This window comes from Heyndrickxia sp. NPDC080065 (assembly GCF_050281185.1).
Lineage (GTDB): Bacteria > Bacillota > Bacilli > Bacillales > Bacillaceae_C > Heyndrickxia.
Window position 1 is genome coordinate 21,672 of record NZ_JBNNWS010000024.1, and the last position, 20,611, is coordinate 42,282.

Genomic DNA, 20,611 nt, shown 5'->3' on the forward strand with positions numbered 1-20,611 from the left:
TTTTTGTCTTATGTCAGGTTGGTTGTCCTGCATTAAGATATAGTAAACGCAACCAAAACGCTTGATTTGAGGGGTGAATCAGTTGACAGGTCAACTTGTTCAGTATGGACGACACCGCCAACGCAGAAGTTTTGCGCGTATTAGCGAAGTTCTAGAATTACCAAATCTTATTGAAATTCAAACCTCTTCGTATCAATGGTTTCTTGATGAGGGTTTGAGAGAAATGTTCCAGGACATTTCACCTATTGAAGATTTCGCAGGAAATCTATCATTAGAATTTATCGATTATAGTCTCGGAGAACCAAAGTACTCCGTAGAAGAGTGTAAAGAGCGTGATGTTACTTTTTCCGCTTCTCTTCGAGTGAAAGTACGTCTTGTTAACAAAGAGACTGGTGAAGTGAAAGATCAGGATGTATTTATGGGTGATTTTCCATTAATGACAGAGACAGGTACTTTTATCATTAATGGGGCAGAACGGGTTATTGTATCACAGCTTGTTCGTTCACCAAGTGTGTATTTTAATGGAAAAATGGATAAGAACGGAAAGCAGGGCTTTGCGGCTACTGTTATTCCAAATCGTGGAGCGTGGCTCGAATACGAAACAGATGCAAAGGATGTAGTTTATGTACGTATCGATCGTACAAGAAAATTACCTGTAACTGTTCTTTTACGTTCACTTGGGTTCGGCTCTGATCAAGAAATCATCGATTTATTAGGAGATAACGAGTACATTCGTAATACCCTTGAAAAGGATAATACCGAAAGTACAGAAAAGGCGTTATTAGAAATTTATGAACGTCTTCGTCCAGGTGAACCTCCTACTGTAGAAAATGCGAAAAGTTTATTAATTTCGCGTTTCTTCGATCCGAAACGCTATGATTTAGCAAATGTAGGACGTTATAAAATTAATAAAAAGCTTCATTTGAAAAATAGGCTTTTTGGACAGAGATTAGCTCAAAGCTTAGCTGATCCTGAAACAGGTGAAATAATCGCTGAAGAAGGAACGACGCTTGATCGTCGGACTTTAGATAAAATCTTGCCAAACATAGAAAATGGCACTGGATTTAAAGTTTATCCACAAGTTGGCGGTGTGGTAGAGGATGATATCGTACTACAATCTATCAAAATCTATGCACCAATTGACGATGGGGAAAAAGTGATAAATGTATTGGGTAATGCTTATGTTGATGAAAGTGTAAAAAATATTACACCAGCAGATATCATTGCTTCTATTAGTTATTTCTTTAATTTACTACATGGTGTCGGTGATACAGATGATATCGATCATTTAGGAAATCGTCGCTTGCGTTCTGTAGGGGAACTGTTGCAAAATCAATTCCGTATTGGATTATCTCGTATGGAACGTGTTGTTCGTGAAAGAATGTCTATTCAGGACATTAACACGATTACACCACAACAATTAATTAATATTCGACCAGTAATTGCTGCGATTAAAGAGTTCTTTGGTAGCTCACAGTTATCACAGTTTATGGATCAAACGAATCCACTGGCTGAATTAACACATAAACGAAGACTTTCTGCATTAGGACCGGGTGGTTTAACTCGTGAACGTGCAGGGATGGAAGTTCGTGACGTTCACTATTCGCACTATGGGCGTATGTGTCCGATTGAAACCCCAGAGGGACCGAACATTGGACTAATTAACTCATTGTCATCTTATGCAAAAGTAAATCGCTTTGGGTTTATTGAAACTCCATATCGTCGTGTAGATCCTGAAACGGGAACGTTAACAGATCATATCGATTATTTAACTGCCGATGAAGAAGATAATTATGTTGTTGCCCAAGCGAATGCAAGATTATCTGAGGATGGATTCTTTGTTGATGAAGAAGTTATCTCTCGTTTTAGAGGAGAAAACACAGTTGTAAAACGTGATCGAATCGATTATATGGATGTATCTCCTAAACAGGTAGTTTCTGCGGCGACAGCTTGTATTCCTTTCTTAGAAAATGATGACTCAAACCGTGCGTTAATGGGAGCGAACATGCAACGTCAAGCTGTTCCTTTAATGCAGCCAGAAGCTCCAATTGTTGGAACAGGAATGGAACATGTTTCAGCAAAAGATTCTGGTGCAGCTGTTATTTGTAAGCATGATGGGATTGTTGAGCATGTAGAAGCTCGAGAAATTTGGGTTCGTCGAGTAAAAGAAGTGGATGGCCAAGAAGTGAAAGGCGATTTAGATAAATACCGTCTGCAAAAATTTATTCGTTCAAACCAAGGAACATGCTATAATCAGCGTCCAATTGTAAGTGTTGGAGACCGAGTTGTAAAAGGCGAAGTTCTTGGTGATGGTCCATCCATGGAGAAGGCAGAGCTTGCTTTAGGTCGAAATGTACTTGTTGGATTTATGACTTGGGACGGCTATAACTATGAAGATGCGATTATCATGAGTGAAAGGCTTGTTAAGGATGATGTTTATACATCCATTCATATTGAAGAATATGAATCAGAAGCTCGTGATACAAAACTTGGTCCAGAAGAAATGACTCGTGATATTCCGAATGTTGGTGAAGATGCACTTCGTAATTTGGATGAGCGAGGAATTATCCGTATTGGTGCAGAAGTAAAAGACGGAGATCTACTTGTTGGTAAAGTAACTCCAAAAGGTGTTACTGAACTTACTGCAGAAGAACGTTTGTTACATGCCATCTTTGGTGAAAAAGCACGTGAAGTAAGAGATACATCGCTACGTGTACCTCATGGCGGCGGTGGAATTGTTTTAGATGTTAAAGTCTTTAACCGCGAAGACGGTGACGAACTTCCTCCGGGAGTTAATCAATTGGTTCGTGTATACATCGTTCAAAAACGGAAAATTCACCAAGGCGATAAAATGGCAGGCCGCCACGGAAATAAAGGGGTAATATCTCGTATTCTTCCTGAAGAGGATATGCCGTTCTTACCTGATGGTACACCTATTGATATTATGTTAAACCCATTAGGGGTTCCTTCTCGTATGAATATTGGTCAGGTGCTTGAATTACATCTAGGTATGGCAGCGAGATACCTCGGAATTCATGTGGCAACACCAGTATTTGATGGTGCAACAGAAGAAGATGTTTGGGATACCATTGAAGAAGCTGGGATGGCTAACGACGCAAAAACCATTTTATATGATGGTCGAACTGGGGAACCGTTTGATAATCGTGTATCAGTAGGAATTATGTATATGATTAAACTGGCACACATGGTTGACGATAAATTACATGCTCGTTCAACTGGTCCTTACTCACTAGTAACTCAACAACCTCTTGGTGGTAAAGCACAATTTGGTGGACAACGTTTTGGTGAGATGGAAGTATGGGCACTTGAAGCTTATGGTGCCGCTTATACACTACAAGAAATCCTTACAGTTAAATCTGATGATGTTGTAGGACGTGTAAAAACATACGAAGCAATTGTGAAAGGTGAAAATGTACCAGAGCCAGGTGTTCCAGAATCATTTAAAGTATTGATTAAGGAATTACAAAGTTTAGGTATGGACGTTAAGATATTATCTAGTGACGATCAAGAAATTGAAATGCGTGATTTAGAGGATGAGGATGATGCAAGTCAAGCCGATACTTTAAATATCGCACCGGAATCTAGAGAAGAATCTGAAATTGTTGCTTCAAAAGAATAGTCCTTTAATCAGTTAGAAATATATATTTAAAAATAATTAATGTTGCTCTAGCGCCAAGCCCCTTAGGTTTCGTCTCATGGAGGTGATGGCCTTTGGACTTAATGGCGCTAGTGCCTTTTTATGAAGGAAAAGGGGACGGAGTGCCGCTAACATAGCTTTACTCACGCCACCTTATTTAAAAGAATAGAAATTCCCCCGTAGTAAATAGTGGTGACTAGAATCTTCACTATAGGAGCTTTCTAGGTAAAACTTGTAGACGAAAAAGGGAGGTAGGCCCCTTGATAGATGTAAATAATTTTGAGTATATGAAAATTGGTCTTGCTTCACCAGATAAGATCCGTTCTTGGTCATTTGGAGAAGTCAAGAAACCAGAAACTATCAATTATAGAACCTTGAAGCCTGAAAAAGACGGTCTTTTTTGTGAACGTATTTTTGGACCTCAAAAGGATTGGGAATGTCATTGTGGTAAGTACAAGCGTGTAAGATATAAGGGTGTAGTGTGTGACCGTTGTGGAGTTGAAGTTACTCGTTCTAAAGTCCGCCGTGAACGCATGGGCCATATCGAACTTGCTGCTCCTGTTTCCCACATTTGGTATTTCAAAGGGATTCCAAGCCGAATGGGACTTGTTTTAGATATGTCCCCTAGAGCTTTAGAAGAAGTGATTTATTTCGCTTCTTATGTTGTTACTGAAATTGGTGATACACCACTTGAAAAGAAACAACTTCTTTCAGAAAAAGAATACCGTGCATATCGTGAAAAATACGGTAATAAATTTCAAGCGTCAATGGGAGCCGAAGCTGTTAAAAAACTCCTACAAGATATTGATGTAAATAAAGAAGTAGAAGCTCTTAAAGAAGAACTCAAAACTGCTCAAGGACAACGCCGTACAAGAGCAATTAAACGTTTAGAAGTTCTAGAAGCATTTCGTCATTCTGGAAATGAACCGGATTGGATGATTTTGGATGTACTTCCTGTTATCCCACCAGAATTAAGACCGATGGTGCAATTAGAAGGTGGACGTTTTGCAACCTCTGATTTAAATGATTTATATCGTCGAGTAATTAACCGTAATAATCGCTTAAAACGTTTATTGGACTTAGGTGCGCCTAGCATCATTGTGCAAAACGAAAAGCGTATGCTTCAAGAAGCTGTTGATGCTTTGATCGATAATGGCCGTCGTGGTCGCCCTGTAACAGGACCGGGAAATCGTCCGTTAAAATCACTTTCCCATATGTTAAAAGGTAAGCAAGGACGCTTCCGTCAAAATCTATTAGGTAAACGTGTTGACTATTCAGGACGTTCTGTAATCGTCGTTGGACCTAATTTGAAAATGTACCAATGCGGTCTTCCAAAAGAAATGGCTCTTGAATTATTCAAGCCGTTTGTTATGAAGGAGCTAGTTGAAAAAGGTTTAGCACATAATATTAAGAGTGCAAAACGAAAAATTGAACGTGTTCAACCTGAAGTATGGGATGTTTTAGAAGAAGTAATTAAGGAACATCCAGTACTATTAAACCGTGCCCCAACTTTACACAGACTAGGAATTCAAGCTTTTGAACCGACACTTGTTGAAGGACGTGCAATTCGTCTTCATCCACTTGTTTGTACAGCTTATAATGCAGACTTTGACGGAGACCAGATGGCTGTTCACGTACCTCTATCAGCAGAAGCACAAGCAGAAGCAAGATTACTTATGCTGGCAGCTCAAAACATTCTGAATCCTAAGGATGGTAAACCAGTTGTTACACCATCTCAGGATATGGTATTGGGTAACTATTACCTTACATTAGAACGTGAAGATGCAGTTGGAGAAGGGAAAATCTTTAAAGATATTAACGAAGCGCTGCTAGCTTATCAAAATGGTTATGTTCATTTGCATACACGTATTGCGGTACATGCAAGTGCGGTAAACAACCAAACATTTACTGAAGAACAAAAAACAAAATTATTAATTACAACAGTTGGTAAATTAATTTTCAATGAAATTTTACCTGAATCATTCCCTTACATGAATGAACCAACTAAAACTAATCTGGAAGAAAAAACTCCAGAAAAATATTTTGTAGATACTGATGTAAATGTAAAAGAACATATTAGTAAACAACCGATTATTAAACCGTTTATTAAAAAGTTCTTAGGAAATGTTATTGCAGAAGTCTTTAAACGATTCCAAATTACTGAGACATCAAAAATGCTTGACCGTATGAAGGATTTAGGATTCAAATACTCTACTAAAGCTGGTATCACGGTTGGTGTGGCTGATATCGTTGTATTAGCTGAAAAGGAACATATACTAACTGATGCACAAAGTAAAGTCGATAATGTAATGAAACAGTTTAGACGTGGTTTAATTACAGAAGACGAACGTTATGATCGTGTCATTTCCATCTGGAGTGCAGCGAAAGATATAATTCAAGGTAAGTTAATGGAATCACTAGATAAACGTAACCCGATATTCATGATGAGTGATTCTGGTGCCCGTGGTAACGCATCAAACTTTACCCAGCTTGCGGGTATGCGTGGACTAATGGCCAACCCAGCAGGTCGTATCATTGAGTTACCGATTAAATCAAGTTTCCGTGAAGGTTTAACAGTATTGGAATACTTTATTTCAACACACGGTGCTCGTAAAGGTCTTGCTGATACAGCACTAAAAACTGCTGATTCTGGATACTTAACTCGTCGACTAGTTGATGTTGCACAAGATGTAATTGTTCGTGAAGACGATTGTGGTACTGACAGAGGATTATTAGTCGGTTCATTAAAAGAAGGAACAGAAATTATCGAAACTTTAGAAGAACGTCTGATTGGTCGTTATGCTAGAAAGGCAATCAAACATCCTGAAACTGGTGAAGTAATCGTTCCTGAAAATGGATTAATTACTGAAGATTTGTCGAGATATATTGTCAGTGAAGGTATTGAAGAAGTGTGGATTCGATCTGCGTTTACATGTAATACACGCCACGGTGTTTGTAAAAAATGTTATGGACGTAACTTGGCAACTGGTCAAGAGGTTGAAGTGGGCGAAGCAGTAGGTATTATTGCTGCACAATCCATCGGGGAACCTGGTACACAGTTAACTATGCGTACATTCCATACAGGTGGGGTTGCTGGAGATGACATCACTCAAGGTTTACCTCGTATTCAAGAGTTGTTTGAAGCGCGTAATCCAAAAGGAGTATCGGTTATTTCTGAAATCGATGGTATTGTAACAGCAATAAATGAAGGACGGGATCGTCAACATGAAATCGTTGTTCAAGGTAATGTTGAATCACGCACATATAATGCGCCATATACATCGAGATTAAAAGTAGCGATTGATAGTAAAGTAGAGCGAGGTCAAGAGTTAACAGAGGGTTCAATTGATCCTAAAGAATTGCTCAAGGTTCGTGATGTAAACTCTGTTCAAGAATACTTGCTTAAAGAAGTGCAAAAGGTTTATCGTATGCAAGGGGTTGAAATTGGGGATAAGCATATTGAAGTAATGGTGCGTCAAATGCTTCGTAAAGTTCGCGTAAACAATGCTGGGGATACAGATGTATTGCCTGGATCATTGCTCGATATTCACCAATTCACTGATGCAAACGAAAAAGCGATATTAGAAGGAAAAATACCAGCTACTGGCCGACCGGTTTTACTAGGTATTACAAAAGCATCACTTGAAACAGATTCCTTCTTATCAGCAGCGTCCTTCCAAGAAACAACACGTGTTTTAACAGATGCTGCAATTAAAGGTAAACGTGATGAGCTTCTTGGATTAAAAGAAAATGTCATAATCGGAAAACTTGTACCTGCAGGAACAGGTATGCAACGCTACCGTAAAGCGGAACCTCAAATTCCTGTAGTAGAAGAACAAGTAACCGTAGAATAATAAATCCCTGTAAGGAAACAGGACTAGAATTAGAAATCAGTTGGATGGTAAAGAAATCGGCTAACTCGTCGATTTCTCCTAATCTGACTTCCAACCTCTAATTTCTGAATGTGAAGCCGGTATTTATTACCGGCCTCATAATTGGTTTAATATTTCATATTTCGTATTGACATTAATATATGAAAATGATACTATATTCAAGGTGCTCCTATCGTACACCTGTTACTTTGGAGGATATGATAAATGTCTTATGAAAAAGTATTGCAGGCGAAGAGAATCATTGTAGGAACAAAACAAACAGTCAAAGCTCTAAAAACTAACAACGTGAATGAACTCATAGTGGCAGAGGATGCAGATCCTTTTATCATTGAAAAAGTTATTCGAGTTGCAAATGATATGAACATACCAATATCAAAAGTTGATTCTATGAAAAAGCTTGGTAAGGTATGTGGAATAGAAGTTGGAGCTGCTGCTGTTGCAGTTATTTATTAAAGCTGTTTTTGCAGATCAATATACTGCAAAAACTTTGTTTTTGCTTTAAAATGAACCACCTGGATGTGTGGGCTTAAACAAAATTGGAAGGGAGGATATTAAAATGCCTACTATTAATCAATTAGTGCGTAAACCTCGTAAATCTAAAATTACAAAGTCTAAGTCACCAGCACTTAACAAAGGATACAACAGCTTCAAAAAGGCGAATACAGACTTATCTTCACCTCAAAAACGTGGTGTTTGTACTCGTGTTGGTACTATGACTCCGAAAAAACCGAACTCAGCGCTTCGTAAATATGCTCGTGTTCGTTTAACTAACGGTATTGAGGTTACTGCTTACATTCCTGGTATTGGTCATAATCTACAAGAACACAGCGTTGTATTAATTCGCGGTGGACGTGTAAAAGACTTACCAGGGGTACGTTATCACATTGTACGTGGTGCTTTAGATACTGCGGGTGTTGATAGCCGTAGACAAGGACGTTCTAAATATGGTACTAAGCGTCCAAAAGAGAAAAAATAATTCGACAAGATAAAAAGACTTTCTGAAAGGAGGAAGTACAATGCCTCGTAAAGGTCCTGTTGCAAAAAGAGATGTATTGCCAGATCCTATGTATAATTCAAAACTAGTTACACGTTTAATTAATAAAATGATGGTAGATGGTAAGAGAGGTAAATCTCAAACTATCCTATATTCTTCATTCGATATTATTCGTGAACGTACTGGCAAAGATCCAATGGAAGTGTTTGATCAAGCACTAAAAAACATTATGCCTGTACTTGAAGTAAGAGCTCGTCGTGTAGGTGGTGCTAACTATCAAGTACCAGTAGAAGTTCGCCCTGAGCGTCGTACTACACTAGGACTTCGTTGGTTAGTTAACTATGCTCGTCTTCGTGGAGAAAAAACGATGGAAGAGCGTCTAGCTAATGAAATTTTAGATGCAGCAAACAATACTGGTGCTGCAGTTAAAAAGCGTGAAGATACTCATAAGATGGCAGAAGCAAACAAAGCGTTTGCTCACTATCGTTGGTAATCTAACCTTCAATCAAAAAACTATTCTCATATTAGGAAGGAGAAAAAACCAATGGCAAGAGAGTTCTCCTTAGAAAATACTCGAAATATCGGCATCATGGCACACATCGATGCTGGTAAAACGACAACAACTGAACGTGTCCTTTATTACACTGGTAAAATTCATAAAATCGGTGAAACTCATGAAGGTGCGTCTCAGATGGACTGGATGGAGCAAGAGCAAGAACGCGGAATTACCATTACATCTGCTGCAACAACTGCACAATGGAAAGGTCACCGCGTTAATATCATCGATACACCAGGACACGTAGACTTCACTGTTGAAGTTGAACGTTCATTACGTGTACTTGATGGTGCAGTAGCTGTTCTTGATGCTCAATCTGGAGTAGAACCCCAAACAGAAACTGTTTGGCGCCAAGCAACAACTTACGGAGTACCTCGTGTTGTATTCGTTAATAAAATGGATAAACTCGGTGCAGATTTCTTATACTCTGTAGGTACTATTCATGATCGTTTACAAGCAAACGCTCATGCTATTCAATTACCAATCGGAGCTGAAGATCAATTCGAAGGTATTATTGACCTTGTTGAAATGAAAGCTATTATGTATGGTAATGATTTAGGGACTGAAATCGAAGAGGTTGAAATCCCTGCTGAATACAAAGATCAAGCGGATGAATACCATGAAAAGTTAGTTGAAGCAGTTGCAGAACTTGATGAAGAATTAATGGAAAAATACCTTGGCGGAGAAGAAATTACAGTTGCTGAATTAAAAGCAGCAATTCGTAAAGGTACTGTTAATGTTGAATTCTATCCTGTTATTTGTGGATCTGCTTTCAAAAACAAAGGCGTTCAATTAATGCTTGATGCTGTTATCGACTATCTTCCATCGCCATTAGATGTTCCTGCTATTAAAGGTACACTTCCTGATTCAGATGAAGTAGTAGAGAAGCATTCAAGTGATGATGAACCATTTGCTGCTTTAGCATTTAAAGTAATGACTGACCCTTACGTTGGTAAGTTAACATTCTTCCGTGTGTATTCTGGTACATTAAGCTCTGGTTCTTATGTACAGAACTCTACAAAAGGTAAACGTGAGCGTGTTGGACGTATTCTTCAAATGCATGCGAATCACCGTGCAGAGATTACAGAAGTACATGCTGGTGACATCGCTGCAGCAGTTGGGCTAAAAGATACTACTACTGGTGATACTCTATGTGATGATAAAGATTTAGTAATCTTAGAATCAATGGAATTCCCTGAGCCAGTTATTCAGTTATCTGTTGAGCCTAAATCTAAAGCTGACCAAGATAAAATGACTACAGCATTACAAAAGCTTCAAGAGGAAGATCCTACATTCAGAGCACATACTGATCAAGAAACTGGACAAGTTATCATTGCAGGTATGGGTGAGCTTCACTTAGACATTCTTGTTGACCGTATGAAACGTGAATTCAAAGTAGAAGCAAATGTTGGTGCACCTCAAGTTGCTTACCGTGAAACTTTCCGCTCTAGCGCGCAAGTTCAAGGTAAATTTGCTCGCCAATCTGGTGGTCGTGGTCAATATGGTGATGTTTGGATTGAGTTCTCTCCAAATGAAGAAGGTAAAGGTTTTGAATTTGAAAATGCTATCGTCGGTGGTGTTGTTCCTCGTGAATACATCCCTGCGGTTGAAGCGGGTCTAGTAGATGCGTTAGATCGAGGTGTATTAGCGGGATATCCATTAGTTGACGTTAAAGCTAAGTTATATGATGGTTCATACCATGATGTTGACTCAAGTGAAATGGCATTTAAAATTGCTGCTTCTCTTGCACTTAAAAATGCAGCATCAAAATGTAACCCTGTTATCCTTGAACCGACTATGAGAGTTGAAGTTGTAATCCCTGAAGAATACCTAGGTGATATCATGGGTCAAATTACAGCTCGTCGTGGACGTGTTGAAGGTATGGAAGCACGCGGAAATGCACAAGTTGTTCGTGCGATGGTTCCACTTTCAGAAATGTTTGGGTATGCAACAGCACTTCGTTCTAGTACTCAAGGTCGCGGAGTATTTACAATGCACTTTGATCACTATGAAGAAGTACCAAAAACAATTTCTGAAGAAATTATCAAAAAAAATAAAGGTGAGTAATTGATTTCTTTTCCTTTATAAAGTATAACTACAATATATGAGAAATGATTGTTTTAAGGATGAGCGCTCATCCTTAAAGCGTCATATATACATTTAAATAATTTTAATTATTGAGGAGGATTTTCCTAATGGCTAAAGCAAAATTCGACCGTTCCAAAACACATGCTAATATTGGTACAATTGGACACGTTGACCATGGTAAAACAACTTTAACTGCTGCAATTACAACTGTTCTTGCAAAAACTGGTGGTGCGGAAGCTCGCGCTTACGATCAAATTGATGGTGCTCCAGAAGAACGTGAACGCGGTATCACAATCAACACTGCACACGTAGAATATGAAACTGCAACTCGTCACTATGCGCACGTTGACTGCCCAGGACATGCTGACTATGTTAAAAACATGATCACTGGTGCGGCTCAAATGGACGGTGGTATCCTAGTAGTATCTGCTGCTGATGGTCCAATGCCACAAACTCGTGAACATATCCTATTATCACGTAACGTTGGTGTTCCATACCTAGTTGTATTCTTAAACAAATGTGATATGGTTGATGACGAAGAACTACTTGAATTAGTAGAAATGGAAGTACGTGACCTTCTTTCTGAATATGGTTTCCCTGGTGATGATGTACCAGTAATCAAAGGTTCTGCTCTTAAAGCTCTTGAAGGAGATCCAGCTTGGGAAGAAAAAATCACTGAATTAATGGCTGCAGTTGATGAATTCATTCCAACTCCAGAACGTGATAACGAAAAACCATTCATGATGCCTGTTGAGGATGTATTCTCAATCACAGGTCGTGGTACTGTTGCTACAGGTCGTGTAGAACGTGGTCAAGTTAAAGTTGGTGATGTTATTGAAATCATCGGTTTAGCTGAAGAACCAAAATCTACAACTGTAACTGGTGTAGAAATGTTCCGTAAGCTTCTTGATTACGCAGAAGCTGGAGATAACATTGGTGCACTTCTTCGTGGGGTTGCTCGTGAAGATATCCAACGTGGTCAAGTTCTTGCTAAACCAGGAACAATTACACCACACACAAACTTCAAAGCTGAAGTTTACGTTTTGTCTAAAGAAGAAGGTGGACGTCATACTCCATTCTTCTCTAACTATCGTCCACAATTCTATTTCCGTACAACTGATGTAACTGGTATTGTTCATCTTAACGAAGGTACAGAAATGGTAATGCCTGGCGATAACACTGAAATGAATGTAGAACTTATTTCACCAATTGCGATTGAAGAAGGAACTCGTTTTTCAATTCGTGAAGGTGGACGTACAGTAGGTTCTGGTGTAGTAACATCTATTACTAAGTAATCTATTTACAAATAATAAAAAGCAGACGGTGACGATCGTCTGCTTTTTTTATTGTCTATAAAATATTCGTACTGTGGATAACTTTATGAATAGCGAAGTTTACGTCTAGCTCCAGCGCCTATCGGCTAGCGGATTTCTCCGTCCCCTCCCTACAATAAGTCAACATCGGCTCGTGAACTACCTCACCGTGTTTCCTTTATCTCAGTCGAAGACTATGAAATCCGTACGCCGATGAGCAAGGCGCTTGCGCTTTTGTTCTTTAGGAATAAAGAATCAATATTTTACAACAATTACAGATATACTTGAACTAACGCTAATATCTATGTATAATTGAAAAAGTGTTAAAATCCAAACAAATAACTATTATTATCTTGCATAGTTTGTATGTTTTATGTATAATAGAGAATGTTGGTCTTTGACTGCGATGATGTGGGAGGTTGCTGACACACCCGGCCGCTTTGCCATGGCGCGTGTGTGGGAAATTTCCACGGAGAATGTCTATTCTAAAAATAGGCGATAAAGGAGGGAAAATAATGGCAAAACAAAAAATTCGTATTCGTTTAAAGGCTTATGATCACAGAATCCTTGATCAATCTGCAGAAAAAATCGTTGAAACAGCTAAAAGATCTGGTGCTAGCGTATCTGGTCCGATTCCGCTTCCGACTGAAAAATCTGTATATACAATCCTACGTGCGGTGCACAAATACAAAGATTCTCGTGAACAATTCGAAATGCGCACTCATAAGCGTCTAATCGACATCGTTAACCCTACTCCACAAACAGTAGATTCATTGATGCGTTTAGATTTGCCATCAGGTGTAGACATCGAAATTAAACTTTAATAAATAATAATGTTAATTAATACTAGGAGGTGTGACTCATGACCAAAGGAATCTTAGGAAGAAAAATCGGTATGACGCAAATATTTGCTGAAAATGGAGATCTAATTCCAGTAACAGTTGTTGAAGCTGCTCCAAACGTTGTTCTTCAAAAGAAAACTGTTGAAACTGATGGTTATAAAGCTATTCAACTTGGCTTTGAAGATAAGCGTGAAAAGTTAGCTAATAAACCGGAAAAAGGTCATGTATCAAAAGCAAATACTGCTCCTAAGCGCTTCATTCGCGAATTCGACGCAGTAAACTCAGATGAGTATGAAATTGGTCAAGAAGTCAAAGTTGATATTTTTGCAGAAGGTGACATCGTAGATGTAACTGGAATTTCTAAGGGTAAAGGTTTCCAAGGTGCTATTAAACGTCATGGACAATCTCGTGGACCTATGTCTCACGGTTCTCGTTACCATCGTCGCCCTGGTTCAATGGGTGCCATTGTAAACCGTGTTTTCAAACAAAAAGCACTACCAGGACGTATGGGTGGAGAACAAATTACTATCCAAAACTTAGAAGTTGTCAAAGTTGACGCAGAACGCAATCTTATCCTAATCAAGGGTAATGTTCCTGGTCCTAAAAAAGCAATGCTTATAATCAAAACAGCGATTAAAGCAAAGTAGATTAATCAGAAGGAAAGGAGGAAACAGGAATGCCGAAAGTAGCTTTATATAATCAAAGCGGATCTCAAGTTGGTGATATCGAGCTTAAAGATTCTGTTTTTGGTATTGAACCAAATAATAATGTATTGTTTGACGCGATTGTTATGCAAAGAGCATCATTACGTCAAGGTACAAGCAAAGTAAAAAATCGCTCTGAAGTTAGTGGCGGTGGTCGTAAACCATGGCGTCAAAAAGGTACTGGCCGTGCTCGTCAAGGTTCTATTCGTTCACCACAATGGCGTGGCGGTGGTACTGTATTTGGCCCAGTTCCACGTAGCTATAGCTATAAACTACCTAAGAAGGTTCGTCGTTTAGCAATCAAATCTGCACTTTCTTCAAAAGTATTAGAAGAAAAGATTCTAGTTTTAGAATCACTTTCTTTTGCTGCTCCTAAAACAAAAGAATTTGTTGCAGTATTGAAAAACTTATCTGTAGGCAAGAAAGCTCTTGTAGTTACAGATGGTTCTGATGTGAATGTTGCTCTATCTGCACGTAATATTCCTGGTATTACTGTTGTAGAAGCAAATGGAGTTAATGTTTTAGATGTGGTTTCACATGATCAATTGATCATTACAAAAGCCGCTGTTGAAAAAGTAGAGGAGGTGCTTGGATAATGGATGTACGTGATATCATTAAGCGCCCTGTCATCACTGAACGTTCAACGGACGTAATGGCTGATAAAAAATATACGTTTGAAGTTGACGTAAGAGCTAATAAAACACAAGTTAAAGATGCAGTTGAAGAAATCTTTGGTGTGAAAGTAGCTAAAGTCAATGTAATGAACTACAAAGGTAAGTTCAAACGCATGGGCAAACATGCTGGTTACACTAACAAGCGCCGTAAAGCAATTGTTACTTTAACTAACGATAGTAAAGAAATCGAATTCTTCGAAGTTTAATTCATAAAACTAACAATATTGAAGAGGAGGGAATAAAATGGCGATCAAAAAATACAAACCTACCTCCAACGGACGTCGTGGTATGACTGTATCTGATTTTGCGGAAATCACAACTGATCAACCGGAAAAATCATTACTTGCACCACTTAAGAGAAAAGGCGGTCGTAACAACCAAGGTAAGTTAACAGTTCGTCATCAAGGTGGCGGTCATAAGCGTCAATACCGTATCATCGATTTCAAACGTGATAAAGATGGTATACCTGGACGCGTTGCTACAATCGAGTATGATCCAAACCGTTCATCTAACATTGCTTTAATTAACTATGTAGATGGAGAAAAGCGCTATATTATAGCACCTAAAAATCTTAAAGTTGGTATGGAAATAGTATCTGGTCCAGATGCTGATATCAAAGTTGGAAATGCACTTCCATTATCTGATATTCCTGTTGGTACTGTTATCCACAACATCGAGCTAAAACCTGGTAAAGGTGGACAATTAGTTCGTTCTGCAGGTACTTCAGCACAAGTACTTGGTAAAGAAGGTAAATATGTCCTAGTACGATTAAACTCTGGTGAAGTTCGTATGATTCTTGCTACTTGCCGTGCAACTGTTGGTCAAGTTGGTAATGAACAACACGAGTTGATCAATATTGGTAAAGCAGGTCGTTCTCGTTGGTTAGGTAAACGCCCAACTGTTCGTGGATCTGTTATGAACCCTAATGACCATCCACACGGTGGTGGTGAAGGACGTGCTCCAATCGGACGTAAGTCACCAATGACTCCTTGGGGTAAACCAACTCTTGGTTACAAAACTCGTAAGAAGAATAACAAATCTGATAAGTTTATTGTGCGTAGCCGCAAAAAATAACTCGGGTTGAACTACGGTTCATTGTAGGGCCGTAGAGCAATCACGAAAGGAGGTTCGACCATGGGTCGCAGCTTAAAAAAAGGTCCTTTTGTTGATGAACATTTAATGAAAAAGGTTGAAGTTCTTAACGAGTCTGAAAAAAAACAAGTAGTAAAAACTTGGTCTCGTCGTTCTACAATCTTCCCAGCATTTATCGGACATACGATTGCTGTTTATGATGGTCGTAAACACGTTCCTGTTTACGTAACTGAAGACATGGTAGGTCATAAGCTTGGTGAATTTGCACCAACTCGTACTTATAAAGGTCACGCTAGTGACGATAAGAAAACAAGACGCTAATGAGAGGAGGGCATCCTGATGCAAGCTAAAGCTGTTGCAAGAACAGTTCGTATTGCTCCTCGTAAAGTACGCTTAGTTGTCGATCTAATACGAGGTAAGCAAGTAGGAGAAGCAGTGGCAATTTTAAATTTAACTCCTAAAGCTGCTTCACCGGTTGTAGAAAAAGTATTAAAATCTGCTATCGCAAATGCAGAACACAATTATGATATGGATATCAATAACTTAGTTGTAACTGAGGCTTATGTGAACGAAGGACCAACTTTAAAACGTTTCCGTCCACGTGCACAAGGACGTGCAAGCCAAATCCTTAAACGTACTAGCCACATTACAGTTGTGGTATCAGAAAAGAAGGAGGGATAATTCGTGGGTCAAAAAGTAAATCCTATAGGTTTGCGTATTGGAGTCATTCGTGACTGGGAATCTAAATGGTACGCTGAAAAAGACTATGCAGATCTTTTACATGAAGATTTGAAAGTACGTGAATACATTGCAAAACGCCTAGTAGATGCTTCTGTATCTGGTGTAGAAATTGAACGTGCTGCGAATCGCATCAATATTACTATCCGTACTGCAAAACCAGGAATGGTTATCGGTAAAGGTGGTACTGAAGTAGAAGCACTTCGAAAAGCATTAAACTCTTTAACAGGCAAACGTGTACACATCAATATCGTTGAAATTAAAAAAGCTGATATCGATGCTAAGCTAGTTGCAGAAAATATTGCTCGTCAATTAGAAAATCGTGTATCATTCCGTCGTGCACAAAAGCAAGCGATCCAACGTGCGATGCGTGCAGGTGCTAAAGGAATTAAAACACAAGTTTCTGGACGTCTTGGCGGAGCAGATATCGCTCGTGCTGAACATTATAGCGAAGGAACTGTTCCACTTCATACACTTCGTGCTGATATCGATTACGCACATGCGGAAGCAGATACAACATACGGTAAACTTGGAGTAAAAGTATGGATTTATCGTGGAGAGGTTCTTCCTGCGAAGAAAAAATCTGAGGAAGGAGGAAAATAATCATGTTATTACCTAAACGCGTTAAATATCGTCGCGAACATCGTGGAAAAATGCGTGGACGCGCTAAAGGCGGCACTGAAGTTGCATTTGGTGAATATGGTCTACAAGCTGTTGAAGCATCTTGGATCACTAACCGTCAAATTGAAGCTGCTCGTATTGCAATGACACGTTATATGAAACGTGGCGGTAAAGTGTGGATTAAAATCTTCCCTCATAAGCCATATACTGCAAAACCATTAGAAGTACGGATGGGTTCCGGTAAAGGGGCACCTGAAGGTTGGGTAGCAGTTGTAAAACCAGGAAAAATTATGTTTGAAATTGCAGGAGTATCTGAAGAGATTGCTCGTGAAGCACTTCGTCTTGCAGCACATAAACTTCCGGTTAAATGTAAGTTTGTAAAACGAGAAGAAATTGGTGGTGAATCAAATGAAAGCTAATGAAATTCGTGACCTTACCACTGCTGAAATTGAACAAAAAGTAAAATCTCTTAAAGAAGAACTATTTAATCTACGTTTCCAATTAGCTACTGGACAACTTGAAAATACAGCTCGCATTCGTGAAGTACGCAAAGCGATTGCTCGTATGAAAACAGTGATCCGTGAAAGAGAGATCGGCGTAAATAATCGATAAAGAGAGGAGGTTTTTCGAAAATGAGTGAACGGAACCAACGTAAAGTTTATACAGGGCGTGTTGTTTCTGATAAAATGGATAAAACAGTTACAGTTCTTGTAGAAACATATAAAAAACACTCACTTTACGGCAAACGCGTGAAATACTCTAAGAAATTCAAAGCACACGATGAGCAAAATGAAGCAAAAATCGGCGATATCGTTCGCATTATGGAAACACGCCCACTATCTGCGACAAAACGTTTCCGTCTTGTTGAAGTCGTTGAGAAGGCTGTTATTATCTAATAGAATTTTTCGGATTAGTTTTTCCGAAGGGAGGTAAACCATAATGATTCAACAAGAATCTCGTTTAAAAGTTGCTGACAACTCTGGTGCAAAAGAAGTTTTAACAATTAAAGTACTAGGTGGATCTGGACGTAAAACTGCTAATATTGGTGATGTTATTGTTTGTACAGTGAAACAAGCAACACCAGGAGGCGTTGTTAAAAAAGGTGAAGTTGTTAAAGCGGTTGTTGTTCGTACTAAGAGTGGTGTCCGCCGTCCGGATGGATCTTATATAAGTTTCGATGAGAATGCATGTGTAATTATCCGTGATGATAAGAGCCCTCGTGGAACTCGTATCTTCGGACCAGTTGCTCGTGAACTTCGTAACAACAATTTCATGAAAATCGTATCCTTAGCTCCGGAAGTTCTTTAATAATAATTGATTCGTAAACCAAGGAGGTGCGATTGAGATGCATGTTAAAAAAGGCGATAAAGTAATGGTTATCACTGGTAAAGATAAAGGGAAAACAGGTGTGATTTTAGCAGCGTTTCCTAAAAAGGACCGTGTAATTGTTGAAGGTGTAAATATCGTGAAAAAGCATTCTAAGCCTTCCCAAGCTAATCCACAAGGTGGAATCGTTAGCTTCGAAGCAGCTATTCACGTATCTAACGTAATGTTAGTAGATCCTAAAACAAATGAACCAACACGTGTTGGTTTCAAAGAAGTAAACGGTAAAAAAGTACGTGTAGCAAAAAAATCTGGTGAAGTTTTAGATAAATAGTTTTTAGATGAAGGGAGGTACACGACATGAACCGCCTAAAGGAAAAATATGAAAAAGAATTGACTCCTGCTTTATTAAGCAAGTTCAATTACAAATCAGTAATGCAAGTACCAAAAATTGAAAAAATTGTTGTTAACATGGGTGTTGGTGATGCAGTTCAAAACTCTAAAGTATTAGATAATGCTGTAGAAGAACTATCTATCATCACAGGACAAAAACCTGTAGTAACAAAAGCTAAAAATTCTATTGCTGGCTTCCGTCTTCGTGAAGGTATGCCAATCGGTGCGAAAGTTACACTTCGTGGCGAACGCATGTATCAATTCTTAGACAAACTAATTTCAGTTTCACTACCACGTGTACGTGACTTCCGCGGTATTTCAAAGAAAGCTTTTGATGGACGTGGAAATTACACACTTGGAGTAAAAGAACAGCTTATCTTCCCTGAAATTGATTACGATAAAGTTAGCAAAGTTCGTGGAATGGACATCGTTATCGTAACAACTGCTAAAACAGACGAAGAAGCTCGCGAATTATTAACACAACTCGGAATGCCATTCCAAAAGTAATCGCTAAAAAAGGGAGGCGAAAACGTGGCTAAAAAATCTATGATCGTGAAACAAAAGCGCACACCAAAGTTTGAAGTGCAAGCTTATACACGTTGCGAACGTTGTGGCCGTCCACATTCAGTCATTCGCAAATTCAAACTTTGCCGTATTTGTTTCCGTGAACTTGCATATAAGGGTCAAATTCCTGGCGTTAAAAAAGCTAGCTGGTAAACCCCGAAATTGGGAAGGAGGTTAATATTATGGTAATGACAGATCCAATTGCAGATTTGCTTACTCGCATTCGTAATGCGAACATGGTTCGTCACGAAAAATTAGAAGTTCCTGCTTCTAAAATCAAAAAAGAAGTTGCTGAAATTCTTAAGCGTGAAGGTTTTATTCGTGACGTTGAATTTATCGAAGATAACAAACAAGGTATCATCCGGATCTTCTTGAAATATGGTGTAAACAATGAGCGTGTAATCACTGGTATTAAACGTATTAGTAAACCAGGTTTGCGCGTATATGCAAAAGCGAACGAAGTTCCTAAAGTCCTTAATGGTCTTGGAATCGCAATCGTTTCTACTTCTCAAGGTGTTTTAACTGATAAAGAAGCTCGTAACAAACAAGTCGGTGGAGAAGTATTAGCGTACGTTTGGTAATATAAAGGCATGAATGGAGGTGCAAAAGAATGTCACGTGTAGGTAAAAAACCTATTGAAATTCCTTCTGGTGTAACAGTTACATTAGATGGAAGCAATGTTACTGTTAAGGGTCCTAAAGGTGAGCTTACTCGCAACTTTAACCCTGACATTACAATTAATATTGAAGAAAATGTAATCAACATTACTCGCCCATCAGATGCGAAGGAGCACCGTGCATTACACGGAACAACTCGCGCTCTACTTGCAAACATGGTTGAAGGAGTTTCTAAAGGATTTGAAAAATCTTTAGAACTAATCGGGGTTGGATATCGTGCTCAAAAACAAGGTAATAAACTTGTTCTAAGTGTAGGATATTCACATCCAGTAGAATTCGAACCAGAAGCTGGACTTGAAGTCGAAGTTCCTTCCAATACAAAAGTTATTGTTAAAGGTACAAGCAAAGAACGCGTTGGAGCATTAGCTGCTAATATTCGTGGTGTTCGTCCGCCTGAACCTTATAAAGGAAAAGGAATTCGTTATGAAGGCGAATATGTACGTAGAAAAGAAGGTAAAACTGGTAAATAATGCTGCTTAAG

Annotated in this window: 24 protein-coding genes; all 24 read left to right on the plus strand. The window is 38.9% G+C overall.

The window, feature by feature from the left end; all coding sequences use genetic code 11:
• Positions 1 to 82: 82 nt before the first annotated feature.
• Positions 83 to 3,640 carry a DNA-directed RNA polymerase subunit beta gene (rpoB, locus tag ACQKP0_RS22365; RefSeq protein WP_427408038.1) on the plus strand — a complete coding sequence of 1,186 codons (3,558 nt, stop codon included), beginning with the start codon at positions 83 to 85 and terminating at the stop codon, positions 3,638 to 3,640.
• Between the two features lie 278 nt (positions 3,641 to 3,918).
• Positions 3,919 to 7,512: a DNA-directed RNA polymerase subunit beta' gene (gene rpoC / locus ACQKP0_RS22370; RefSeq protein WP_427408039.1), complete on the plus strand. Its 3,594-nt coding sequence runs from the start codon at positions 3,919 to 3,921 to the stop codon at positions 7,510 to 7,512.
• A 243-nt stretch (positions 7,513 to 7,755) separates the two neighbouring features.
• Positions 7,756 to 8,004 carry a 50S ribosomal protein L7ae-like protein gene (locus ACQKP0_RS22375; RefSeq protein WP_427408040.1) on the plus strand — a complete coding sequence of 83 codons (249 nt, stop codon included), beginning with the start codon at positions 7,756 to 7,758 and terminating at the stop codon, positions 8,002 to 8,004.
• A 103-nt stretch (positions 8,005 to 8,107) separates the two neighbouring features.
• Positions 8,108 to 8,527, plus strand: coding sequence for a 30S ribosomal protein S12 (gene rpsL, locus ACQKP0_RS22380; RefSeq protein ID WP_427408041.1), 420 nt, complete (start codon positions 8,108 to 8,110; stop codon positions 8,525 to 8,527).
• Positions 8,528 to 8,567: 40 nt separating this feature from the next.
• Positions 8,568 to 9,038: a 30S ribosomal protein S7 gene (gene rpsG / locus ACQKP0_RS22385; protein ID WP_058005961.1), complete on the plus strand. Its 471-nt coding sequence runs from the start codon at positions 8,568 to 8,570 to the stop codon at positions 9,036 to 9,038.
• A gap of 51 nt (positions 9,039 to 9,089) precedes the next feature.
• Positions 9,090 to 11,168, plus strand: coding sequence for an elongation factor G (gene fusA, locus ACQKP0_RS22390; protein WP_427408042.1), 2,079 nt, complete (start codon positions 9,090 to 9,092; stop codon positions 11,166 to 11,168).
• Between the two features lie 128 nt (positions 11,169 to 11,296).
• Positions 11,297 to 12,484 (plus strand): elongation factor Tu, encoded by a 1,188-nt coding sequence (gene tuf / locus ACQKP0_RS22395; protein ID WP_427408043.1) that lies wholly within the window; start codon positions 11,297 to 11,299, stop codon positions 12,482 to 12,484.
• A gap of 533 nt (positions 12,485 to 13,017) precedes the next feature.
• Positions 13,018 to 13,326 carry a 30S ribosomal protein S10 gene (gene rpsJ / locus ACQKP0_RS22400; RefSeq protein WP_025729837.1) on the plus strand — a complete coding sequence of 103 codons (309 nt, stop codon included), beginning with the start codon at positions 13,018 to 13,020 and terminating at the stop codon, positions 13,324 to 13,326.
• 38 nt (positions 13,327 to 13,364) lie between these two features.
• Positions 13,365 to 13,991, plus strand: a complete 627-nt coding sequence (rplC, locus tag ACQKP0_RS22405; RefSeq protein WP_427408044.1) for a 50S ribosomal protein L3 — start codon at positions 13,365 to 13,367, stop codon at positions 13,989 to 13,991.
• Between the two features lie 29 nt (positions 13,992 to 14,020).
• The gene (gene rplD, locus ACQKP0_RS22410; protein ID WP_427408045.1) at positions 14,021 to 14,644 is read left to right on the plus strand and encodes a 50S ribosomal protein L4; all 624 of its coding nucleotides are present in this window, start codon (positions 14,021 to 14,023) and stop codon (positions 14,642 to 14,644) included.
• Entirely contained in the window at positions 14,644 to 14,928 is a 285-nt protein-coding gene (rplW, locus tag ACQKP0_RS22415) for a 50S ribosomal protein L23 (protein WP_427408046.1), read from the plus strand. The genes rplD and rplW overlap by 1 nt, the downstream gene beginning before the upstream one ends.
• 37 nt (positions 14,929 to 14,965) lie before the next feature.
• Positions 14,966 to 15,796, plus strand: a complete 831-nt coding sequence (rplB, locus tag ACQKP0_RS22420) for a 50S ribosomal protein L2 (protein WP_427408047.1) — start codon at positions 14,966 to 14,968, stop codon at positions 15,794 to 15,796.
• A gap of 60 nt (positions 15,797 to 15,856) precedes the next feature.
• Positions 15,857 to 16,135, plus strand: a complete 279-nt coding sequence (gene rpsS / locus ACQKP0_RS22425) for a 30S ribosomal protein S19 (protein ID WP_058005968.1) — start codon at positions 15,857 to 15,859, stop codon at positions 16,133 to 16,135.
• Between the two features lie 18 nt (positions 16,136 to 16,153).
• Positions 16,154 to 16,495 carry a 50S ribosomal protein L22 gene (gene rplV / locus ACQKP0_RS22430; RefSeq protein WP_058005969.1) on the plus strand — a complete coding sequence of 114 codons (342 nt, stop codon included), beginning with the start codon at positions 16,154 to 16,156 and terminating at the stop codon, positions 16,493 to 16,495.
• 3 nt (positions 16,496 to 16,498) lie between these two features.
• Entirely contained in the window at positions 16,499 to 17,155 is a 657-nt protein-coding gene (rpsC, locus tag ACQKP0_RS22435; protein WP_427408048.1) for a 30S ribosomal protein S3, read from the plus strand.
• 2 nt (positions 17,156 to 17,157) lie between these two features.
• Positions 17,158 to 17,592: a 50S ribosomal protein L16 gene (rplP, locus tag ACQKP0_RS22440; RefSeq protein WP_427408049.1), complete on the plus strand. Its 435-nt coding sequence runs from the start codon at positions 17,158 to 17,160 to the stop codon at positions 17,590 to 17,592.
• Positions 17,582 to 17,785, plus strand: coding sequence for a 50S ribosomal protein L29 (rpmC, locus tag ACQKP0_RS22445; RefSeq protein WP_003351417.1), 204 nt, complete (start codon positions 17,582 to 17,584; stop codon positions 17,783 to 17,785). Before rplP ends, rpmC begins: the two co-directional genes overlap by 11 nt.
• A gap of 20 nt (positions 17,786 to 17,805) precedes the next feature.
• A complete protein-coding gene (gene rpsQ / locus ACQKP0_RS22450) occupies positions 17,806 to 18,069 on the plus strand; it encodes a 30S ribosomal protein S17 (RefSeq protein WP_066226688.1) in 264 nt (87 codons plus the stop codon).
• Positions 18,070 to 18,112: 43 nt separating this feature from the next.
• A complete protein-coding gene (gene rplN / locus ACQKP0_RS22455; protein ID WP_427408050.1) occupies positions 18,113 to 18,481 on the plus strand; it encodes a 50S ribosomal protein L14 in 369 nt (122 codons plus the stop codon).
• 37 nt (positions 18,482 to 18,518) lie between these two features.
• Positions 18,519 to 18,830, plus strand: a complete 312-nt coding sequence (rplX, locus tag ACQKP0_RS22460; RefSeq protein ID WP_427408051.1) for a 50S ribosomal protein L24 — start codon at positions 18,519 to 18,521, stop codon at positions 18,828 to 18,830.
• Between the two features lie 26 nt (positions 18,831 to 18,856).
• Positions 18,857 to 19,396 carry a 50S ribosomal protein L5 gene (rplE, locus tag ACQKP0_RS22465; protein ID WP_427408052.1) on the plus strand — a complete coding sequence of 180 codons (540 nt, stop codon included), beginning with the start codon at positions 18,857 to 18,859 and terminating at the stop codon, positions 19,394 to 19,396.
• Between the two features lie 24 nt (positions 19,397 to 19,420).
• The gene (locus ACQKP0_RS22470) at positions 19,421 to 19,606 is read left to right on the plus strand and encodes a type Z 30S ribosomal protein S14 (protein WP_055737812.1); all 186 of its coding nucleotides are present in this window, start codon (positions 19,421 to 19,423) and stop codon (positions 19,604 to 19,606) included.
• A 29-nt stretch (positions 19,607 to 19,635) separates the two neighbouring features.
• On the plus strand, positions 19,636 to 20,034 hold the full coding sequence (rpsH, locus tag ACQKP0_RS22475; RefSeq protein ID WP_427408053.1) for a 30S ribosomal protein S8: 399 nt from the start codon (positions 19,636 to 19,638) through the stop codon (positions 20,032 to 20,034).
• Positions 20,035 to 20,063: 29 nt separating this feature from the next.
• Positions 20,064 to 20,600, plus strand: coding sequence for a 50S ribosomal protein L6 (gene rplF / locus ACQKP0_RS22480; protein WP_427408054.1), 537 nt, complete (start codon positions 20,064 to 20,066; stop codon positions 20,598 to 20,600).
• Positions 20,601 to 20,611: the final 11 nt, after the last annotated feature.